This is a genomic window from Kangiella sp. (assembly GCF_014762745.1).
GTDB lineage: Bacteria > Pseudomonadota > Gammaproteobacteria > Enterobacterales > Kangiellaceae > Kangiella.
The window spans coordinates 1-17,648 of sequence record NZ_JABURJ010000134.1; the positions used below are offsets into that span (position 1 = coordinate 1).

Annotated in this window: 18 protein-coding genes and 1 riboswitch; of the genes, 14 read left to right on the top strand and 4 right to left on the bottom strand. The window is 45.1% G+C overall.

Going from position 1 to position 17,648, the window contains the following annotated elements; translation table 11 throughout:
• Positions 1-348 precede the first annotated feature (348 nt).
• From HUJ19_RS11585 to HUJ19_RS11625, 9 genes are all read left to right on the top strand, one after another.
• Positions 349-813 carry a DUF4870 domain-containing protein gene (locus HUJ19_RS11585; RefSeq protein ID WP_290624357.1) on the top strand — a complete coding sequence of 155 codons (465 nt, stop codon included), beginning with the start codon at positions 349-351 and terminating at the stop codon, positions 811-813.
• Between the two features lie 162 nt (positions 814-975).
• Positions 976-1,104: riboswitch (TPP riboswitch) on the top strand.
• Positions 1,105-1,157: 53 nt separating this feature from the next.
• Entirely contained in the window at positions 1,158-3,029 is a 1,872-nt protein-coding gene (gene thiC, locus HUJ19_RS11590; protein WP_367274017.1) for a phosphomethylpyrimidine synthase ThiC, read from the top strand.
• A gap of 26 nt (positions 3,030-3,055) precedes the next feature.
• Positions 3,056-4,111, top strand: coding sequence for a glycine oxidase ThiO (thiO, locus tag HUJ19_RS11595; RefSeq protein WP_290624359.1), 1,056 nt, complete (start codon positions 3,056-3,058; stop codon positions 4,109-4,111).
• Entirely contained in the window at positions 4,095-4,292 is a 198-nt protein-coding gene (gene thiS / locus HUJ19_RS11600; RefSeq protein ID WP_290624360.1) for a sulfur carrier protein ThiS, read from the top strand. The genes thiO and thiS overlap by 17 nt, the downstream gene beginning before the upstream one ends.
• A gap of 664 nt (positions 4,293-4,956) precedes the next feature.
• The gene (locus tag HUJ19_RS11605; RefSeq protein ID WP_290624361.1) at positions 4,957-5,730 is read left to right on the top strand and encodes a thiazole synthase; all 774 of its coding nucleotides are present in this window, start codon (positions 4,957-4,959) and stop codon (positions 5,728-5,730) included.
• Positions 5,727-7,202: a thiamine phosphate synthase gene (gene thiE, locus HUJ19_RS11610; protein WP_290624362.1), complete on the top strand. Its 1,476-nt coding sequence runs from the start codon at positions 5,727-5,729 to the stop codon at positions 7,200-7,202. The genes HUJ19_RS11605 and thiE overlap by 4 nt, the downstream gene beginning before the upstream one ends.
• A gap of 2 nt (positions 7,203-7,204) precedes the next feature.
• Entirely contained in the window at positions 7,205-7,555 is a 351-nt protein-coding gene (locus tag HUJ19_RS11615) for a rhodanese-like domain-containing protein (RefSeq protein ID WP_290624363.1), read from the top strand.
• Between the two features lie 90 nt (positions 7,556-7,645).
• Positions 7,646-8,200: a PH domain-containing protein gene (locus HUJ19_RS11620; protein ID WP_290624364.1), complete on the top strand. Its 555-nt coding sequence runs from the start codon at positions 7,646-7,648 to the stop codon at positions 8,198-8,200.
• Complete coding sequence (locus HUJ19_RS11625) at positions 8,190-9,677, top strand: PH domain-containing protein (protein ID WP_290624365.1); 1,488 nt, start codon at positions 8,190-8,192, stop codon at positions 9,675-9,677. Before HUJ19_RS11620 ends, HUJ19_RS11625 begins: the two co-directional genes overlap by 11 nt.
• A 63-nt stretch (positions 9,678-9,740) precedes the next feature.
• On the opposite strand, the gene HUJ19_RS11630 is transcribed toward HUJ19_RS11625, so the two are convergent.
• The gene (locus HUJ19_RS11630) at positions 9,741-10,760 is read right to left on the bottom strand and encodes a hypothetical protein (protein ID WP_290624366.1); all 1,020 of its coding nucleotides are present in this window, start codon (positions 10,758-10,760) and stop codon (positions 9,741-9,743) included.
• A gap of 184 nt (positions 10,761-10,944) precedes the next feature.
• Here HUJ19_RS11630 and HUJ19_RS11635 point away from each other — a divergent pair, with 184 nt between their 5' ends.
• From HUJ19_RS11635 to glpE, 5 genes are all read left to right on the top strand, one after another.
• Positions 10,945-12,141 carry a glycine C-acetyltransferase gene (locus tag HUJ19_RS11635; protein ID WP_290624367.1) on the top strand — a complete coding sequence of 399 codons (1,197 nt, stop codon included), beginning with the start codon at positions 10,945-10,947 and terminating at the stop codon, positions 12,139-12,141.
• A gap of 127 nt (positions 12,142-12,268) precedes the next feature.
• Positions 12,269-13,294, top strand: a complete 1,026-nt coding sequence (gene tdh / locus HUJ19_RS11640) for an L-threonine 3-dehydrogenase (RefSeq protein ID WP_290624368.1) — start codon at positions 12,269-12,271, stop codon at positions 13,292-13,294.
• 15 nt (positions 13,295-13,309) lie between these two features.
• The gene (locus tag HUJ19_RS11645) at positions 13,310-13,771 is read left to right on the top strand and encodes a GNAT family N-acetyltransferase (protein WP_290624369.1); all 462 of its coding nucleotides are present in this window, start codon (positions 13,310-13,312) and stop codon (positions 13,769-13,771) included.
• Positions 13,764-14,357, top strand: coding sequence for a rhomboid family intramembrane serine protease (locus tag HUJ19_RS11650; RefSeq protein ID WP_290624370.1), 594 nt, complete (start codon positions 13,764-13,766; stop codon positions 14,355-14,357). The genes HUJ19_RS11645 and HUJ19_RS11650 overlap by 8 nt, the downstream gene beginning before the upstream one ends.
• A gap of 10 nt (positions 14,358-14,367) precedes the next feature.
• Positions 14,368-14,676, top strand: a complete 309-nt coding sequence (gene glpE / locus HUJ19_RS11655; RefSeq protein ID WP_290624371.1) for a thiosulfate sulfurtransferase GlpE — start codon at positions 14,368-14,370, stop codon at positions 14,674-14,676.
• 16 nt (positions 14,677-14,692) lie between these two features.
• Here the strand turns inward: glpE and HUJ19_RS11660 are convergent, their stop codons facing one another.
• The 3 genes from HUJ19_RS11660 to ahpC all read right to left on the bottom strand — a co-directional run bounded on the left by HUJ19_RS11660 (position 14,693) and on the right by ahpC (position 17,552).
• Positions 14,693-14,926, bottom strand: coding sequence for a DUF2007 domain-containing protein (locus HUJ19_RS11660; protein WP_290624372.1), 234 nt, complete (start codon positions 14,924-14,926; stop codon positions 14,693-14,695).
• 316 nt (positions 14,927-15,242) lie between these two features.
• Positions 15,243-16,853: an alkyl hydroperoxide reductase subunit F gene (gene ahpF / locus HUJ19_RS11665; RefSeq protein ID WP_290624373.1), complete on the bottom strand. Its 1,611-nt coding sequence runs from the start codon at positions 16,851-16,853 to the stop codon at positions 15,243-15,245.
• A gap of 135 nt (positions 16,854-16,988) precedes the next feature.
• Entirely contained in the window at positions 16,989-17,552 is a 564-nt protein-coding gene (gene ahpC, locus HUJ19_RS11670; RefSeq protein WP_290624374.1) for an alkyl hydroperoxide reductase subunit C, read from the bottom strand.
• Positions 17,553-17,648 lie beyond the last annotated feature (96 nt).

Sequence of the window (17,648 nt, forward strand, 5' to 3'; positions counted from 1 at the left end):
AGCAATTAAAACAATGGGTTAAAGAAGAAATGGGTTAGTTATCTGGATCAGCCCCAAAATAAAAGTTATCAAAAGAAGAATGTTTTTAATATCAATAGCTTAAATGACTAATTAAGCATAAAAGAGAATAGATGTTTAAAGTTTGTTCAGTTCGGTTCACCAAAGCTCCTGTAATAATCTCAATATTTTCAATGACTTATAATAATAGTGAAAATTAATTGAAAGTACCGATCTATCGTTAATTCCTATCACTTAAAGTAACATTTTGAAATACAAGTCTTTGCTAGTCTGTAACTGTGCAGCGAAGAAGCTCGTTGCCAATTTTAGATTTCAGACGAGGAAAAAGTGATGAACCACGAAGATGATAAAAAACCTGAAGGCACTGGTGACAGCAAACCAGAACAAGGTAATCAGGGTAAAGAGCGGGTCTATGAAGGAGAAGCAGAAGTGCTTGGCACTGAAGAGATACGCGGCGAAGAGAAAACCTGGGCCATGTTTGCTCATCTGGCGGCTTTCGTAGCGATGGTACCACTGGTGCCTGTCATCGGCATGATCCTTGGGCCATTGATTGTATGGTTGCTGAAGAAAGATGAGATGCCGCTGGTGGCGGAAAATGGTAAGCGTGCTTTGAACTTTAACATCACCATGTTTATTGCTTACTGTGCGGCCCTGATTCTCTGTCTCATTCTGATCGGAATTCCGATTCTGTTTGGCTTGATCATTTTCCACTTCATCGTGACCATTTTGGCAGCGATCAAGGCCAGCGAAGGTGGGGTATATGAGTATCCCTTCTCGATGAAGCTGATTCAGTAATCGATAAAGAAAGATTCTAATAATAAAAAATGACTCTCCACAGGGGCGCTGTCGACTCTCAATTAACGCCCCATTCTCCCCAGCGGCTACCTTAGGTGCCGCTTTTTTTATTGGCTTTGAGACAAGCCCTATTTTATTTTGTCTTAGGCTGTGTATAATTTGCGACAACTCTCGGGGTGCGCTTGAGCTAGCTGCTAAGGCAGTTTCTAGATTCAAGAGCTGAGATGCATGTGCAAACCCGTATAACCTGATCCGACTCGCATCGGCGTAGGGAAGAGTAATGTCACAAGCTGACGATCTCACAATAAAGCTCTGTTCTCATTATCTCTTTGCCCCCTTGCGCTATGCGGTCATTAACGCTGGAGGTTAATGTGGCAAAGAATGATCCGATTGATCTAATCAAACATACCATTACGCGCGATCCTTTACCCAATTCAAAGAAGATTTATATTCCAGGAAGGCTTCATAACGATATTCGCGTGCCTATGCGTGAAATCAGTTTGACCAATGGTGAAGCGGTAACCGTTTACGATACCTCGGGGCCCTATACTGACCCGGCCGTTGAAATTGATGTGCGTAAAGGTTTACAGCAGGTGCGTCGAGAATGGGTAATAGGCCGTGGCGATGTGGAAGAGTACGCGGGGCGCGAAGTTAAGCCAATTGATAACGGTTATGAAGATGGTGATAAAGCCTTTGCCACCCATAACCCTGAGCTACAACGTAAACCGCTGCGAGCACAAGCAGGCAAGAATGTCACCCAGCTACATTATGCGCGCCAAGGAATCATTACGCCTGAGATGGAGTATGTGGCCATTCGCGAAAACCAGCAGCGAGAGGCTTTGCAAGAAACTGCGGATAACGAAAGGGAAGCACGGCTTAAAGGCAATTCCTTTGGTGCCAATACACCACAAATCATAACCCCTGAATTTGTACGTGATGAAATTGCTGCTGGGCGCGCGATCATTCCAGCAAATATTAATCACCCTGAACTGGAACCGATGATAATTGGCCGCAATTTCTTGGTTAAGATTAATGCCAACATCGGTAATTCCGCCGTGACATCCAGCATCGAAGAAGAAGTGGAAAAGTTAGTGTGGGCGACTCGTTGGGGTGGTGACACTGTGATGGATTTATCGACTGGTAAAAATATCCATGCCACGCGTGATTATATTTTGCGTAACTCACCAGTGCCTATCGGCACAGTGCCAATTTATCAAGCCCTGGAAAAGGTAGGCGGGGTGGCTGAAGATCTGACCTGGGAAGTATTCAGAGATACATTGATTGAACAGGCCGAACAAGGGGTGGATTACTTTACCATTCATGCCGGTGTCCTGCTGCGCTATGTTCCGCTAACGGCTGATCGTGTCACCGGTATTGTGTCGCGCGGTGGATCGATAATGGCGAAGTGGTGTATCGCGCATCATAAAGAAAACTTCCTCTACACTCACTTCAAAGAAATTTGCGAAATCATGAAAGCTTATGATGTGAGCTTCTCGCTGGGCGATGGCTTGCGTCCTGGCTCATTGGCGGATGCCAACGATGCGGCGCAATTTGGTGAGCTGGAAACCTTGGGCGAACTGACAAAGGTTGCCTGGGAGCATGACGTACAGGTGATGATTGAAGGGCCGGGTCACGTGCCGATGCACATGATCAAGGAAAACATGGATAAGCAGCTCAAAGAATGCCACGAAGCGCCTTTCTATACGCTTGGGCCATTGACTACTGATATCGCGCCCGGCTATGACCATATTACTTCCGGTATCGGTGCGGCCATGATTGGTTGGTTTGGATGCGCCATGCTTTGTTATGTGACGCCAAAAGAGCATTTGGGTTTGCCAAATCGTGATGATGTTAAAACAGGCATTATCACTTATAAATTAGCGGCGCATGCAGCAGACGTCGCTAAAGGACACCCGGGCGCGCGTTATCGAGATGATCAGTTATCGAAAGCGCGTTTTGAATTCCGTTGGGAAGATCAATTCAACCTTGGATTGGATCCAGATACAGCCCGCGAATTCCATGATGAAACCTTGCCAAAAGATTCCGCGAAAGTTGCTCACTTCTGTTCCATGTGTGGCCCCAAGTTCTGCTCCATGAAAATTTCACAGGATGTGCGTGACTATTCTGCAGAACAGAAAAAAATTGAGCAGGGCATGGCGGAAAAATCACAGGAATTTAAACAACAGGGTGCAGAAATATACGTTGAAGTGAAATAACGTAACGAAAAAGAGAAGCTGAGACTATGAACATCGGAATTGTGGGCGCAGGAATTGCCGGCAGACTACTGGCCTGGCAAATGATAAAAAAAGGGCATGAAGTAACACTGTTTGATAAAAATCCATTAGACAGTGAAGCAGCATGCTCATTTGCTGCGGCGGGAATTTTATCGCCACTTGCCGAACTTGAAATGGCGGAGCCTACAATTTTTGAACTGGGCACACGCTCGATGCATCTCTATCCAAAGTTAATAGAAGAGTTGGACTATCCAGTCTTCTATCGACAAATCGGTTCACTGGTCACTGCCCACGGCTCAGATAAAGTCGAACTGAATCACTTTCATAGTATGCTTAGACATAAATTAAGCGATTGTGATAATTATGTGCAAAACATATCAATAGCTGATAAAGAGCCTGAATTGGCGCATATGGGTGATGGCCTGTGGGTGACTGACGAAGGGCAGCTGGATACTATTAGTTTGTTAAATGCACTGCAACAATCATTACTTAAAAAAGGTGTCCAGTGGAAAGAGCAGGTTGAGGTTCAGGCGATAGAGCCAGGGAAGATCAAAACGGCAACAGACACTTATCGCCATGATTGGGTGTTTGATTGCCGAGGCATGGGCGCAAAAAAAGAATTACCCTTGCGTGCGGTGCGCGGAGAACTGCTTTGGTTGCAAGCGCCTGATATAAAGATAGAACATTTAACCCGGCTGGTTCATCCGCGCTATAGAATCTACATAGTGCCGCGCCCTGATAATATTTACCTGTTGGGAGCAACAGAGATTGAAAGCGAAGATTATAGTCCAGTATCCGTACGCTCATCGCTGGAATTATTATCCGCAGCATACAGTTTGCATAAATCATTTGGTGAAGCACGCATCATCAAACAGGTAGTCAATTGTCGGCCAGCGTTGCCAGATAACCTACCAAAAGTAGAGCTCAAAGATGGTATCGGCAGAATTAACGGATTGTACCGTCATGGAATTCTGCTGGCACCGGCAGTAGTAGAGCAAATGATGATAAAGTTTAACCAGGCAATGGGCGCACACAACGAGGCTGAAAATGCAGTTAATAGTTAATGACGAAACGATAGAAATACCAAAGCCAATGAGTATTGCAGAATTTATTGATTGGTTTAAACAGCAAGGGAATTTTGCAATTGCTGTGAATATGGAGTTTGTGCCTAGGTCTTTGTATGCGGAGACGATGCTAAAAGATAGTGACCGGGTGGAAATTGTTTTGCCCATGCAAGGCGGATAAAACAAAAAATCGTCACAATTACTTTGTAAAAAAACAGTGTTCTACAAGGTCATTTACTGAAGTAAACTCCCTCTTGAACATTGTTTTTCGCCGCGTACTTGCTTAGCTTTTTTGCTTTATCATGAAGAGAAGGGCTTTGTTAAAATTGATTATTGTCACAGTCATTTGTCATTAGCAAACTCCTGTTCCAAGAATTAAATTTGCCGCGTCTCAGCTTAGCTTAGACGATTTAACAAGTACGCAAAATCGGGGAGAAACTCCCTCTTGAATACTGTTTTTTCGCCGCGTAATTGTTTAGCTTTTTTTCTTTATCGGAGGAAATGGAGATTTTAAGTAATTTCAAAAAAATCTAGGCATTCAGGCTTGCTCCAATACCCCCTTTTGATTGAGCTGAGTAGTAGCCAAGACATAGCAATTCAAAACAGGACGTTTTGAATAGTAAAATTCGGGCCAGGGATGGAACGTATTTTACGGTGCGTTAAGTGGCTTGGCGGATACGAAGGAAGTAGAGCGAAGCGAAACCTCAATCACGGGGTGGTCTTCTTTTGGTTACTTTTCTTGACCACGCAAGAAAAGTAACTCGCTGAGTAGCGAAAAAAGGGGGTATAGGCCTCGGATATGGTCGAAAGCGTTCAATTTAAGATAACCAAAAAGAGAATCGAATATGCTAAAAATTGCTGGAAAAGAAATTAACAGTAGATTATTTGTCGGGACGGCATTATATCCGTCACCGCAGATTATGCTGGATTCTATAAAAGCTTCTGGCGCTAACATAGTGACGGTATCAGTGAGACGTCAGGGGCTGGGTGGTGAGAATTTCTGGAAGCAGTTACAGCAGTTGGATTGTCACTGGTTGCCGAATACGGCGGGTTGCCATTCGGCAAAGGAAGCGATAACGACCGCTGAAATGGCGCGGGAAGTTTTCCAGACCAACTGGGTCAAGCTGGAAGTGATTGGTGACGAGTACAATCTTCAGCCGGATCCATTTCAATTAGTTGAAGCGGCAAAAGAATTGGTCAAGCGTGGTTTTGAAGTGTTCCCGTACTGCACTGATGATTTGGTGTTGTGCCAGCGTTTATTAGACGCAGGCTGTAATATTTTAATGCCCTGGGGCGCGCCGATTGGGACGGGTCGAGGTTTAACGGATCCTTATGCGTTGCAGACTTTGCGTAAGCGCTTACCTGATGTGCCGATGGTGATTGATGCTGGATTAGGATTACCTTCTCATGCGGCGCAGGCAATGGAAATGGGCTTTGATGCAGTGCTGTTAAATACGGCGATTGCACAGGCGGAAAATCCGGTGCTAATGGCGACAGCATTTAAAGACGCGGTCAACGCTGGTCGAAATGCATATCAGGCTGGAGCCATGCCGCAACGCGATCTGGCACAACCAAGCACGCCTGTTCTGGGAACGCCTTTCTGGCAACAAGAGTCATGAAGAAAAAAACAAAAGCTGTAATCTGGACTTATGCAGGACTGGATAACTCCGGCCTTGCAGGTCAGTTAGCCGATGTTAGAACTATAGAAGCGTTGGGTGGACATGGCTGCTGTATCTCAACTGCCCATACTGCGCAGAACAGTCAGAGAGTTATAGCGGTCAACCCTGCTGCAAAACAGCAGTTGCAGACTCAGTTAATGGCTTTATGCGAAATGGGCCAGCCGGATGCAATTAAAGTTGGCTTGCTTCCAAGCATGGATGCAGTAACAGTTCTGAAAGACTTTCTTGTGAAGAATAAGAAACCAATCCCACTTGTATTAGATCCGGTTATCACAAGCTCTTCTGGTACAGAGTTTATGCCAAAGGAAGTGCTTGCTCGGTTAAAAACTCTATTGCCTTATATCACTGTGCTTACGCCTAATATTGATGAACTTAAAATATTAAGCGGCGAACCGATTGAGTCAATAGACGATGTTGAGCGTCAGGCCAAGCAGCTGTTGGTATCAGGTGTTGGAGCGGTCTTAGTCAAGGGAGGACATTTGCATACCGAGAAAGCAGCAGATTTCTTTGTTAGTTACAATCATCAGTTCTGGCTGCATAGCGATAGAAAAAATTGCGAGGACACTCGCGGCACAGGATGTGTTCTCTCTTCTGCCATAGCAACTGCACTGGCGTTGGAGTATTCAATTGAAGATGCAGTAGTGATTGGCAAAATGGCACTCAATCAGGGGCTAAGAAACAGTTATTCGGTGAAAAATGACAAAGGCCCATTATGCGTACAGTCATGGCCGGCTGATGAAGAAGATATGCCGTATTTATCCAAATCGTATGCAATGAATGACTATCAATTTCCTTCGTTAAAGGGACAGGTGCTAGGTCTGTATCCGGTTGTGGACCGAGCGGATTGGCTTAAGCGTTTATTACCATTGGGAATTTCAACGATTCAATTGCGAGTAAAAAATCTCAAAGATGAAGAGCTGGAAAATGAAATTGTAGAAGCGGTTAAGATTGCCCAGCAATATGATGCAAAACTGTTTATTAATGACTATTGGCAGCTGGCCATAAAACACAATGCTTATGGCGTGCATCTGGGGCAGGAAGATCTGGATACTGCAGATCTGGCAGCAATCAGTAAAGCAGGTTTGCACCTTGGTGTCAGCACTCACTGCTTTTATGAAGTGGCGCGCGCCCATGCAATTGCCCCAAGTTATCTGGCCTGTGGTCCGGTTTATCATACAGACAGTAAGCAAATGCCGTGGATTCCACATGGGGTTGATAACTTGAACTATTGGAATGAGCTGATGCAAAGTTATCCGTGGGTTGCCATTGGGGGTATCAATGCTGATAGAATTGCCGAAGTAGCACAAACTGGAGTGTCAGGCATCGCCATGATTTCAGCCATTACAGGTGCACTTGAGCCGGAGCAGACAGCTACCAGTATGATGCAGTTAATTGAACAACACAGGCCTTAAACATGAGTCATTTTGAGTGGCAGGAATCCGATGAAGTTCAGCTGATTAGTCCAGATGAATTACGGCAATGGGCGAGTCAGCAAGATGCCCCTTTGCTGATTGATGTCCGAAATACAGATGAGCATCAAGTCGATAAAGCGCTGCTTGCTTTTGCCAAAGCAGAGACATTAAATAATATTCCGATAACTGAATTTGGTAGTCATATTAATCAGCTCGATCCGGATCAGCCAATAGTGACCATTTGTCAGGTAGGGCAGAAAAGTTTTAATGCAGCCAGCCTGCTCATACAAGCAGATTTTTCCTGTGTCTACAGCTTGCATGGTGGCATCGAAGCCCTGAAGCGGAGCGACTAGCAATAATACCCTGTAACATTCTGCTACAGTGTTGTATCTTGGTACGCGATATAATTCTACTCATCAAGTAAGCTTTGGGGAAAACCGCTTATGAGCAACGAACAAGAACAACATCAAGACTCAACAAATAATCCGAGCAGCACTCGACAACAGGTTCAGGATGCAAGTCTTATCGAACAGTTGCCGGATAATAAACAACGCCTTCACCCAGACTCAATTAAAGTATCACGAATCAGTACCGCTTTGGTTTGTTTGATCATTGCAATCGTTCCAAGTGCTATTTCTATATTTAGTGGTAGCTTCTGGCTGATGTATATTGGTCTGGCGGTTGCAGCGATTATCTTTACCATTGGTTTTATCTGGGCTAAAAAATCATACGACTACACATGGTACTGGCTGGCTGACGAAGGTCTTTATATTCAAAGTGGCGTCTGGTGGCGTAAAAAGACGCTGATACCCTTTAACCGTGTGCAACACACCGATGTGGCGCAAGGTCCATTGGAACGCAAGTATAAATTGGGCAAGCTGGTGACGCACACCGCCGGTACGCGTGATGCATCGGTTTCACTGGATGGCATCTTGTTAGATACTGCTCATGATTTGCGTTCCGTGTTGCAGGAAGAAGGCGAAAGCGATGCAGTCTGAAGTACAGGCCAATCGGCTACACAAAATTTCCCCGTTATTTATTCTGTTTGAAAATATTAAGAAACTGATATTCCCTATCGTTCTTGCATTGTTCAGTACACGCGGCAGCTCATGGGAATTATTTGCTTTAGGATTTGCCTTAATCATCAGTTTAGGCGCCATTGTCCAATACCGCTTTTATCGTTATTGGCTAGAAGGTGATAAAATTCGAGTGCAGGAAGGGATCTTCTTTCGTAATGTTCGTCAGGTTCCTTATAAAAAAATTCAAAACCTCAATTTAGTGCAGTCACCATTACACCGGCTATTTGGTGTGGTTAAAGTACAGCTTGAGTCAGCATCAGGCGGTAAGCCGGAAGCGGTCATCAATGTGATTGATATGCAGGCAGTTAATGCGCTTAAGCGTAAAATTAATGATGAAGAAGAACTGCAGGAAGAAGAGGCTGCAAAACCAAAAGACAGTATCTTGAGCTTATCATTCGGCGAGATTGTTCGTTACGGCATGATCACCAATCGCGGTATTGTTGCGGTGGCGATCTTTTTTGGTTTTGTAATGCAGTTCATGGATAACCAGATTGAGCGTCTGGTTACCAACTATATCAGTCAGTTCACGCAATGGATTGATGGCTTGGTCAGCAGTATCGAATTTGAAAATGGCTGGCTTTATTTCACACTGTTAACCATCATTGGCGTCATTGCCGCAATCATTGCCTTGTGGTTACTGTCGATTGCCATGGCGCTACTGAAGTTTCATGGCTTCGTACTGATAAAAACTAAAGATAAACTGCAGGCAACCTTGGGATTGCTGACGCGCCTGCAGGCGACCATTCCCATGACCCGTATCCAGTCATTAACCATCCATGAGTCACTGCTCCATCGCTGGTTTAAGCGAATTGGCATCACCATAGAAACAGCCGGTGGCGTCAATAATGAACAGCAGGGTGTCAGCATGAAGCAGGTGGTTCCAGTTGCACCCAACAATATGCGTGAGCAGTTGCTTAAAGAAATACAGAGCGATGTGGATTGGGATGCCATTGAATGGCAGCCGATTAATCAGAGAGGCTGGCGCCGCGTGCTCAAAGTCATGGTCTTGATCGGCCTGGTCATAACTGCGCCATTGGCATTATGGAGCCTGTATGCCTATCCGGTTGGCTTTGTTTTGTGGGTTGTGTATAGCGTCTATTACTCAAAAGCCTATGTTAAAGGCGCGGGCTACCATATCAATGATCAGCTGGTAGCTTTTAAAGATGGTGTCATTTTTACCAAGTACACCTTCGTCCGACTACCGAAAACCCAAACCATTGCGGTGAAGGAAAGCCCATTCGATCGTCGCCATGGCATGGCTAGCCTTGAAGTGGATACTGCCGGTGCCATGGTTGGTGCTCACCATATCAATATTCCCTATCTCGACCTTGGTGTTGCGATTGCTATCAAGGACCGCATCAGCGACAACATCAAAGGCACCAGATTTAACTGGTAATTAGCTGCTCCAATAGTAAGTAGGCTATTGGAGTAACTCTTTTTGCCCATCAACTCTTGTTTATCAATAGTGGCGGTTATAAAAAAGCCTGGCTGGGACTGGAGAATCAAGACTGCCAATCAGTTCGAACCTGTGTGAACTGGGCAGCAAAGGGTTAAGCTCATCCATTAATTGCCAGCAGTTCTCTGCTTTATCAATAATGGGCAGGAGCATATTACGGGTTTCCAGTTCATCCACATACCAAGCAAGGGTTTCTTGCAGATCAGCAAGAGGCGACTTCTTGTGGATAATCAGTGTGCCATCCTGGTAGTTGTTCCACTGTTTGGCGGTGACCTGACCAGAGTCTAAAAATGTGTCAATCACTAAAGTATCCAGCTCAATGCTGAATTGATAGTTTTGTTGTTCGATAGCTGCCTCAATCTGCTCATCGCTATAGTGAGCGCCTTGTTTGGCCGCCATATTTTTAACTTCTTCGGCAGTCATGCCCCGATCAAGTCGCCAGTCCATTTCTTTGGCGTATGCATCCTCAAAAAACGAGACAAAATCACCTGGAAAAGCAGTACGAATACCGGCAGTTCTTTGCTCGAGTAAATGCAGGGCTTCAGCAAGTGTGGTTTCGGCAGGCAAAAAATGCTTTTCTTCGCCTGGCGGATGATCAAGACCATCGCCAGCGGGAGCTGTACTGTAGGTAACATTGAGTTTATCTTTGCTGGTGGCAACAACGTCGAAAAAACAGCCTATAATATGCGAATAAATCACAATGGTTATATCTCTGCTGGCATTCGTTGCCGCATAAATAGAAGTCTGATCAATCTCGGGGATCAGGTAGTAACCAATGGTGTTGAAGTCTAACTTTTGGCATTGGCTGACCAGCTCATGAAACTCAGCATCATCGATGTCCTGAGCAGCAATAGATTCCAGGTGGAGGCGGGCTGGTTGGGCAAGTTGACCATGTTCCAATGCCTTGGCGAGGTGTTTACCAAGCTTGATGCGTAAATAGAACTTGAACCCATAGTAGGCAAGGATGAGTAAGACAATGATGCTGACAACAGCAATTCCTATTATCTGAAAGAAAGTTGACACCTTTAGCTCCTTATTGAGGCTTCTAATTATTGTTCCATTGTAAACTAGTGAAATGGTTCGGGTGTGTCAATAAATTAAGGGCTGAATAGAGTAAATTTCAGGCATAGATGTTAGAATGGCGTCAATTTTATCGGTTTCAAATGACCTGCCATAAGCAGGTGTCCAATATTCAAAAGGTTATTTCATGAATCAAGAATTTCTCAAGCATATCCAGCAGAACATTGACGAAGTTAAAGAAGCAGGCCTCTATAAAAAAGAAAGGGTCATCGACTCGCAACAGGCAGCGGATATTCATGTCACAACAGGCGAGAATGTTCTGAACTTCTGCGCCAATAACTATCTCGGTTTGGCTAACAGCCCTGAGTTGATTAAAGCTGGTCAGGAAGCGCTGGACCATTATGGTTACGGCATGGCTTCGGTGCGCTTCATCTGCGGTACTCAGGATGTGCACAAAAAGCTGGAAAAACGCATCAGCGATTTCCTGGGTATGGAAGATACCATTCTTTATTCTTCATGTTTTGATGCCAATGGTGGTTTGTTTGAAACATTGCTGGATGCCGAAGATGCCGTGATTTCTGATGCACTGAATCATGCTTCTATTATTGATGGTGTACGTTTGTGTAAAGCTAAACGTTACCGTTATGCCAATAACGATATGGCTGATCTGGAAAAACAACTTCAGCAGGCGGATGCCGATGGCGCCCGTTATAAGCTGATTGTTACCGATGGTGTCTTTTCAATGGACGGCATTATCGCTGATCTTAAGTCGGTGTGTGATCTGGCCGATAAATACAACGCGTTGGTTATGGTTGATGATTCACATGCGGTTGGCTTTATCGGTGAGAAAGGCAAAGGCTCGCATGAATTCTGCGATGTGATGGGTCGAGTGGATATTATTACTGGTACTCTAGGTAAAGCACTTGGTGGTGCATCTGGCGGTTACACCTCAGCGAGTAAAGAAGTAGTTGAATGGTTACGTCAACGTTCGCGTCCGTATCTGTTCTCTAATACCTTGGCGCCGGTGATTGCCGCGGCCAGCTTAAAAGTATTAGACATGTTGGAAAATGGTGACGAGCTACGTCAAAAGCTGCGTCATAACAGCGAATACTTCCGCGAGAAAATGACTTCGTTAGGCTTTGAGTTAGTGCCTGGTGAGCATCCGATTATTCCGGTGATGTTGGGTGATGCTTCTTTGGCCAGCAAGTTTGCAGACATGATGCTTAAAGAGGGTATTTATGTTATCGGCTTCTCCTTCCCGGTAGTACCAAAAGGTCAGGCGCGAATTCGAACGCAAATGTCAGCCGCGCATAATATTGAACACATTGATCGCGCTATTGCCGCTTTTGAAAAAGTCGGCAAAGAATTGGGCGTTATAAAATAAACCTATCATTGCGAGCCTGCAAGGCAGGCGTGGCAATCTGGTGAAAGAGATTGCCGCGGCCAAAGGCCTCGCAATGACGTGCGTGTTTTTCAGTTACGTATTCAACAGGTAAACAATAGAGAAACCTATGAAAACATTAAGCAAGGCCAAAGCCGAAAAAGGTATTTGGATGGTCGATCAGCCTAGACCTGAGCTAGGCCATAATGACGTATTAATCAAGATTAAGAAAACTGCAATCTGCGGCACTGATATGCACATTTATCACTGGGATGAGTGGGCGCAGAACACCATTCCAGTGCCGATGACGGTTGGTCATGAGTATGTGGGTGTGATCGAAGAAGTCGGTCAGGAAGTGAAAGGTTTCAAAATTGGCGATCGCGTTTCAGGTGAAGGTCATATTACCTGCGGTGTCTGTCGTAATTGTCGTGCTGGCCGTCGTCACTTGTGTCGCAATACCGTCGGAGTTGGTGTTAATCGCCCCGGTGCTTTTGGCGAGTATCTGGTGATTCCCGCCGAGAACGCCTATAAAATTCCAGATGATATTTCTGATGAAGTCGCTTCAATTCTCGACCCACTTGGCAACGCAGCACATACCGCCTTGTCTTTTGATCTGGTCGGTGAAGATGTGCTGATTACTGGTGCCGGCCCGATTGGTATTATGGCCGCCGCCATTGCCCGTCATGCCGGAGCTCGCCATGTAGTCATCACAGATATTAACGACTATCGTCTGGACTTAGCTAAGCAGATGGGTGCAACGCGCACGGTAAATGTCAGCCAGGAAAAACTGGAAGATGTGATGAAGGAAATTGGTATGAAAGAAGGCTTCGATGTTGGCCTTGAAATGTCTGGTGTTCCTTCGGCATTTCGATCCATGCTACAAACCATTAATCATGGCGGCAAAATTGCCATGTTAGGTATTCCTTCAAGCGACTTGGCCATCGACTGGAATCAGGTGATCTTTAAAGGCCTTATCATTAAAGGTATCTATGGCCGCGAAATGTATGAAACCTGGTACAAGATGATTGCCATGTTGCAGTCTGGCTTGGATGTTTCGCCAATCATTACTCACCGTTTTAAGATTGATGAGTTTGAAACGGGCTTTGAAACTATGGCTAGTGGTCAGTCTGGTAAAGTGGTTTTGAGTTGGGATTGATAGGAATAATTTAGATTGATTTCACTGCGCTGGCGAAGCTGGAATGGGTTATCCAAAAAAGAGTTGTATGACGTATTGCAACTTCGCTTAGCTGTGTTCTGCGTTGAGCAGAATTGTCCCTATCAGGATCTTGATGGTCTGGATAAACAGGCTATGCATTTGTTGGCTTATGATGATGGCAAACTGGTTGGTTATTTGCGTTTGTTTGAGTCGCTGGAGCATTATCATGGTTTGGCGGCGATTGGTCGGGTTTGCATCGAACAATCAGCGCGTAAGAAAGGGCTGGCAAGAGAGATGATGGAGCTGGCGTTGAATTACAGCGATCAACATTTTGCTAAAAATATTAAAATCAGCGCGCAAGAATATCTTGAGAATTTTTATTCAAGTTTAGATTTTGTCACGGTAACGGAACCCTATCTCGAAGACGGCATCCCACATATCGGCATGATACGACAATACGAGGAAAACGATGCTTAAAGATTTTTTGGCGCAAGCCGGCTGGATGACTAAAACCCTGGTTGGTATTTCAGTTTTGGTTAGTATTTTGACCATGTCAGGGACTAATGATTATACCAAGTTGTTTTGGTTTGATTGGGATTTGATCCAGCAGGGACAAGTACACCGTCTTATCACGCCAATTTTTTTGCACTTTATGCTTGGTGCTTACCCCATTCACTTGTTATTTAATATGATGTGGCTATGGGATCAGGGTGGCTCAATTGAGAAAGCAAAAAGTGCTTGGTATTTATTAGCGATAGTCTTAATTACTGCCTTATTATCAAATTTTGGCCAGTTCTACGTTGGATACCTCATGGATGACCCAAATAAATTTGGTGGTATGTCGGGCGTGGTGTATGGTTTGTTGGGCTTTAACTTTATACGTCGCCGTTATGACCCCTTCTTCCCAGTGCATGTCCATCCCGGTTTGATGCAGTTTATGTTGTTATGGTTAGTGTTAGGCTTTACCGGATTGCTGGGCAATATCGCTAACGCCGCACACTTAATCGGCCTGCTCAGTGGCGGCCTGTTGGGTTATATCACTGCAAAAACAAGAGGCTTGTAAGAGAAAGGATATGTTTAAACGAATCAGTATTGAAGATACCAAACAGCTAATGCAAGACAAGGAAGTTTTGCTGGCCGATATTCGTGATCCGCAATCATATGCAGCTGGGCATATGCCTAATGCAAAAAATATCAATAACCAGAATGCTGCCGAGTTTATTCAAGAGTCAGATAAAGATAAGCCATTAGTCGTCGTCTGTTATCATGGCAATAGTAGCCAGCCAGCAGCACAGTATTTTGCCGCCAATGGTTTTAAAGAAGTCTATAGCATGGACGGTGGCTTTGAGTTGTGGAAACTGAATAATCCGGTGGAGCGTTAGCTGTTTCCTGTCTTTATCACGCCGAAAAACTTTCTATCGGATCGGGTGGAAGTTCATCAGTCAGAATTTCTCTGGCACGAATATAGTTCTCCTCATCAACCATCAATGGAACTTCGCCAATAGTGAAGGAAGCAGTGCTGAGGGAATGTTCGTGCAGTATGGTGGCATGAATGCCATGGGATTCAAGGAGGCCACGGGCGATGTGCGCCTGCATGGTATTGGGATAAGTTTCGACGACCACTAATGACATAAAAACCTCCTTGGTTAAGAGTTATTAAGCCATGAAGATAAGCCAAATGCAATTGAGATTGTAGGGACAAGTCATGACTTGTCCGTACCAAAAGCTAGTCGTAGGTTGGGATGTACCCTTAGGGCAGGATCAGCGAAGCGCATCACAACATATCCGAATCGACGATACCTAAGTTGTTGGGATTCACTGTGTTCATCACCAACCTACAAATAAATTGTCATTAAAAGGGCGGACACGTAGGTCCGCCCCTACCAGAAGATGAATAAAAAAAGCGGGCACTTTGGCCCGCCATGACTAACTCAACAAGAATAAGTATTTATGCTGCTGCCGATTGGCTTGATTGATGATCCTGGTACATGGCTTCAAGCTTCGCAGAATTGGCCAACAGGTACTCAAAAGAAGCCAGTGATGCTTTAGCGCCTTCGCCCATGGCGACTACGATCTGCTTGTATGGGACCGTGGTCACATCACCGCAGGCGTAGATACCGGGCTGTGAGGTTTCGCATTTTTCGTTGATGACTACTTCGCCAAAGCGAGTCAGCTCAACCACATCACCCAGGAACTTGCTGTTAGGTACCAGACCGATCTGTACAAAAACACCATCCAGCTTCAAGCTGTGCAACGCTTCTGTAGCGCGATCCTGATATTCAATCGCTGAAACCTTGCCGTTATCAGCATGGATTTCTTTGGTCGCAACATTACGCAGGATCTTAATATTGTCACGGGCTTCTGCCTGATCTACTAATACCTTATCCGCTTTCAGTTCTGGCATGAATTCAAATACAGTGACTGATTTTACGATGCCCGCCAAATCAAGCGCAGCTTCAATACCTGAGTTACCGCCGCCGATTACCGCCACATCTTTTCCTTTAAAGAAAGGACCATCGCAGTGCGGACAGTAAGCAACACCATTACCGATGTTTTCTTTCTCGCCTGGAATACCCAGTTCACGCCATTTAGCACCAGTGGCGATGATCAGGGTTTTACTATCAATCACTTCACCAGATGATAAAGTCACACTTTTAATATCGCCCTGGTCAATGTCAGTTACGCGTAAATGTTCTTTGACCGTGACGTCATAATCATTCAGGTGTGCCTGCAAAGCACCTGACAATTCTGGGCCGGTAGTCTTTGGTACGGAAATCAGGTTTTCAATACCCATGGTGTCTTTGACCTGACCACCGATACGGTCAGCAATCAAGGTGACTTTAAGACCTTTGCGAGCACTGTAAATGGCTGCGCCAACGCCTGCCGGGCCACCGCCGATAACAACCACATCCTGCAATGGCATCTTTTCGCCAGCACCTGCCTTGGCAATGCTGGGATCTTTTTCCAGCAATTTATCAATCAGTTCGGCTGCCGTGACTTTGCCGTTAGCGAATAGTTCACCGTTCAGGTAAACACTGGGCACGCCTTGGATGTCGCGTTCTTTGACCATGTCCTGGAATAGGCCACCGTCAATCATCTCTGCCTCAATGTTAGGGTTTAACAGAGCAAACTGATTGAGGGCCTGTACCACGTCGGGACAGTTGTGGCAGCTCAAGCTGATGAAAACTTCAAACTTCATTGGTTGCTGTACATTGGCGACCATCTTCTTCAATGATTCATCCAGCTTCACTGGGCTACCGGCTGCCTGTAATACCACCAGTACTAATGAGTTGAACTCATGACCAGATGGAATACCTGAGAAACGGATACCTGTATCCTTGCCATCTGCCTCGAGAATAAAGCTGATCGGACTGCGCACCTGATCAGACAGGTCACGTTCTTCAAGTTGCAGCTTGTCGCTAACGCTGACAAAGCTGGTTAAGAATTCTTTAAGTTCGTTTCGTTTTGAGTGCTCACCGGTTTGCAAAACGAAAGTCACCGTCTTTTGCATCTTGGCGGTATAGCCTTTTAAGGCTTCTAAAATTTGGTTATTCAACATTGGGATTACACCTTTGTCTTGCGTTGGTTGGATATTTCCCACCCAGCATCGGCTCTATAGATAAAATGCTGGGTGGAAAATGCTCAAGCTCCGGAGAGCTGGCTGGCCGAAGCCAGCCAAGGGTCTAAAGTAAGCTTAGATTTTGCCTACCAGGTCTAATGAAGGAGCAAGAGTTTCTTCGCCTTCTTTCCAGGCTGCTGGGCAAACTTGACCTGGGTTGTTGCGAACGTATTGAGCGGCTTTAATTTTACGAACCAACTCTTTTGCGTCACGGCCAACACCTTCAGCAGTGATTTCCATAACCTGGATTACGCCATCAGGGTCAACCACGAAAGTACCGCGGTCTGCAAGACCTTGACCTTCGCGCATAACGTCGAAGTTACGAGTGATTTCACCAGTTGGGTCACCGATCATGGCATAGTTGATTTTGCCGATAGTGTCTGAAGTTTCGTGCCATGCTTTGTGCGTGAAGTGAGTGTCAGTTGATACTGAGAAAACTTCTACGCCACGGCTTTGAAGCTCTTCGTAGTGATCAGCAAGGTCGCCAAGCTCGGTAGGACATACGAAAGTAAAGTCAGCTGGGTAGAAGAAAAATACTGCCCACTTGCCTTCGATGTCTTTGTTAGAAACTTCAACGAATTCACCATTTTTAAAGGCTGTCGCTTTAAATGGTTTAATTTCAGTGTTAATTAGTGCCATAGTTAGGATCTCCTAATAGTATTAATAAGTAATTGACTTCGGGGACTACTTTAATGTTTGATGGATGATAAGTAAATTTGGATATATTGAAGTTTA

What these genes read in the sequence shown, in the direction of transcription:
- ahpF (WP_290624373.1), bottom strand. Translation starts at nt 16,853, where the DNA reads ATGTTGAATAACCAAATTTTAGAAGCCTTAAAAGGCTATACCGCCAAG.
- HUJ19_RS11650 (WP_290624370.1), top strand. Translation starts at nt 13,764, where the DNA reads ATGCTTAAAGATTTTTTGGCGCAAGCCGGCTGGATGACTAAAACCCTG.
- tdh (WP_290624368.1), top strand. Translation starts at nt 12,269, where the DNA reads ATGAAAACATTAAGCAAGGCCAAAGCCGAAAAAGGTATTTGGATGGTC.
- HUJ19_RS11605 (WP_290624361.1), top strand. Translation starts at nt 4,957, where the DNA reads ATGCTAAAAATTGCTGGAAAAGAAATTAACAGTAGATTATTTGTCGGG.
- ahpC (WP_290624374.1), bottom strand. Translation starts at nt 17,552, where the DNA reads ATGGCACTAATTAACACTGAAATTAAACCATTTAAAGCGACAGCCTTT.
- HUJ19_RS11585 (WP_290624357.1), top strand. Translation starts at nt 349, where the DNA reads ATGAACCACGAAGATGATAAAAAACCTGAAGGCACTGGTGACAGCAAA.
- glpE (WP_290624371.1), top strand. Translation starts at nt 14,368, where the DNA reads ATGTTTAAACGAATCAGTATTGAAGATACCAAACAGCTAATGCAAGAC.
- HUJ19_RS11660 (WP_290624372.1), bottom strand. Translation starts at nt 14,926, where the DNA reads ATGTCATTAGTGGTCGTCGAAACTTATCCCAATACCATGCAGGCGCAC.
- HUJ19_RS11625 (WP_290624365.1), top strand. Translation starts at nt 8,190, where the DNA reads ATGCAGTCTGAAGTACAGGCCAATCGGCTACACAAAATTTCCCCGTTA.
- HUJ19_RS11615 (WP_290624363.1), top strand. Translation starts at nt 7,205, where the DNA reads ATGAGTCATTTTGAGTGGCAGGAATCCGATGAAGTTCAGCTGATTAGT.
- HUJ19_RS11620 (WP_290624364.1), top strand. Translation starts at nt 7,646, where the DNA reads ATGAGCAACGAACAAGAACAACATCAAGACTCAACAAATAATCCGAGC.
- thiS (WP_290624360.1), top strand. Translation starts at nt 4,095, where the DNA reads ATGCAGTTAATAGTTAATGACGAAACGATAGAAATACCAAAGCCAATG.
- thiO (WP_290624359.1), top strand. Translation starts at nt 3,056, where the DNA reads ATGAACATCGGAATTGTGGGCGCAGGAATTGCCGGCAGACTACTGGCC.
- thiC (WP_367274017.1), top strand. Translation starts at nt 1,158, where the DNA reads ATGCGGTCATTAACGCTGGAGGTTAATGTGGCAAAGAATGATCCGATT.
- HUJ19_RS11635 (WP_290624367.1), top strand. Translation starts at nt 10,945, where the DNA reads ATGAATCAAGAATTTCTCAAGCATATCCAGCAGAACATTGACGAAGTT.
- thiE (WP_290624362.1), top strand. Translation starts at nt 5,727, where the DNA reads ATGAAGAAAAAAACAAAAGCTGTAATCTGGACTTATGCAGGACTGGAT.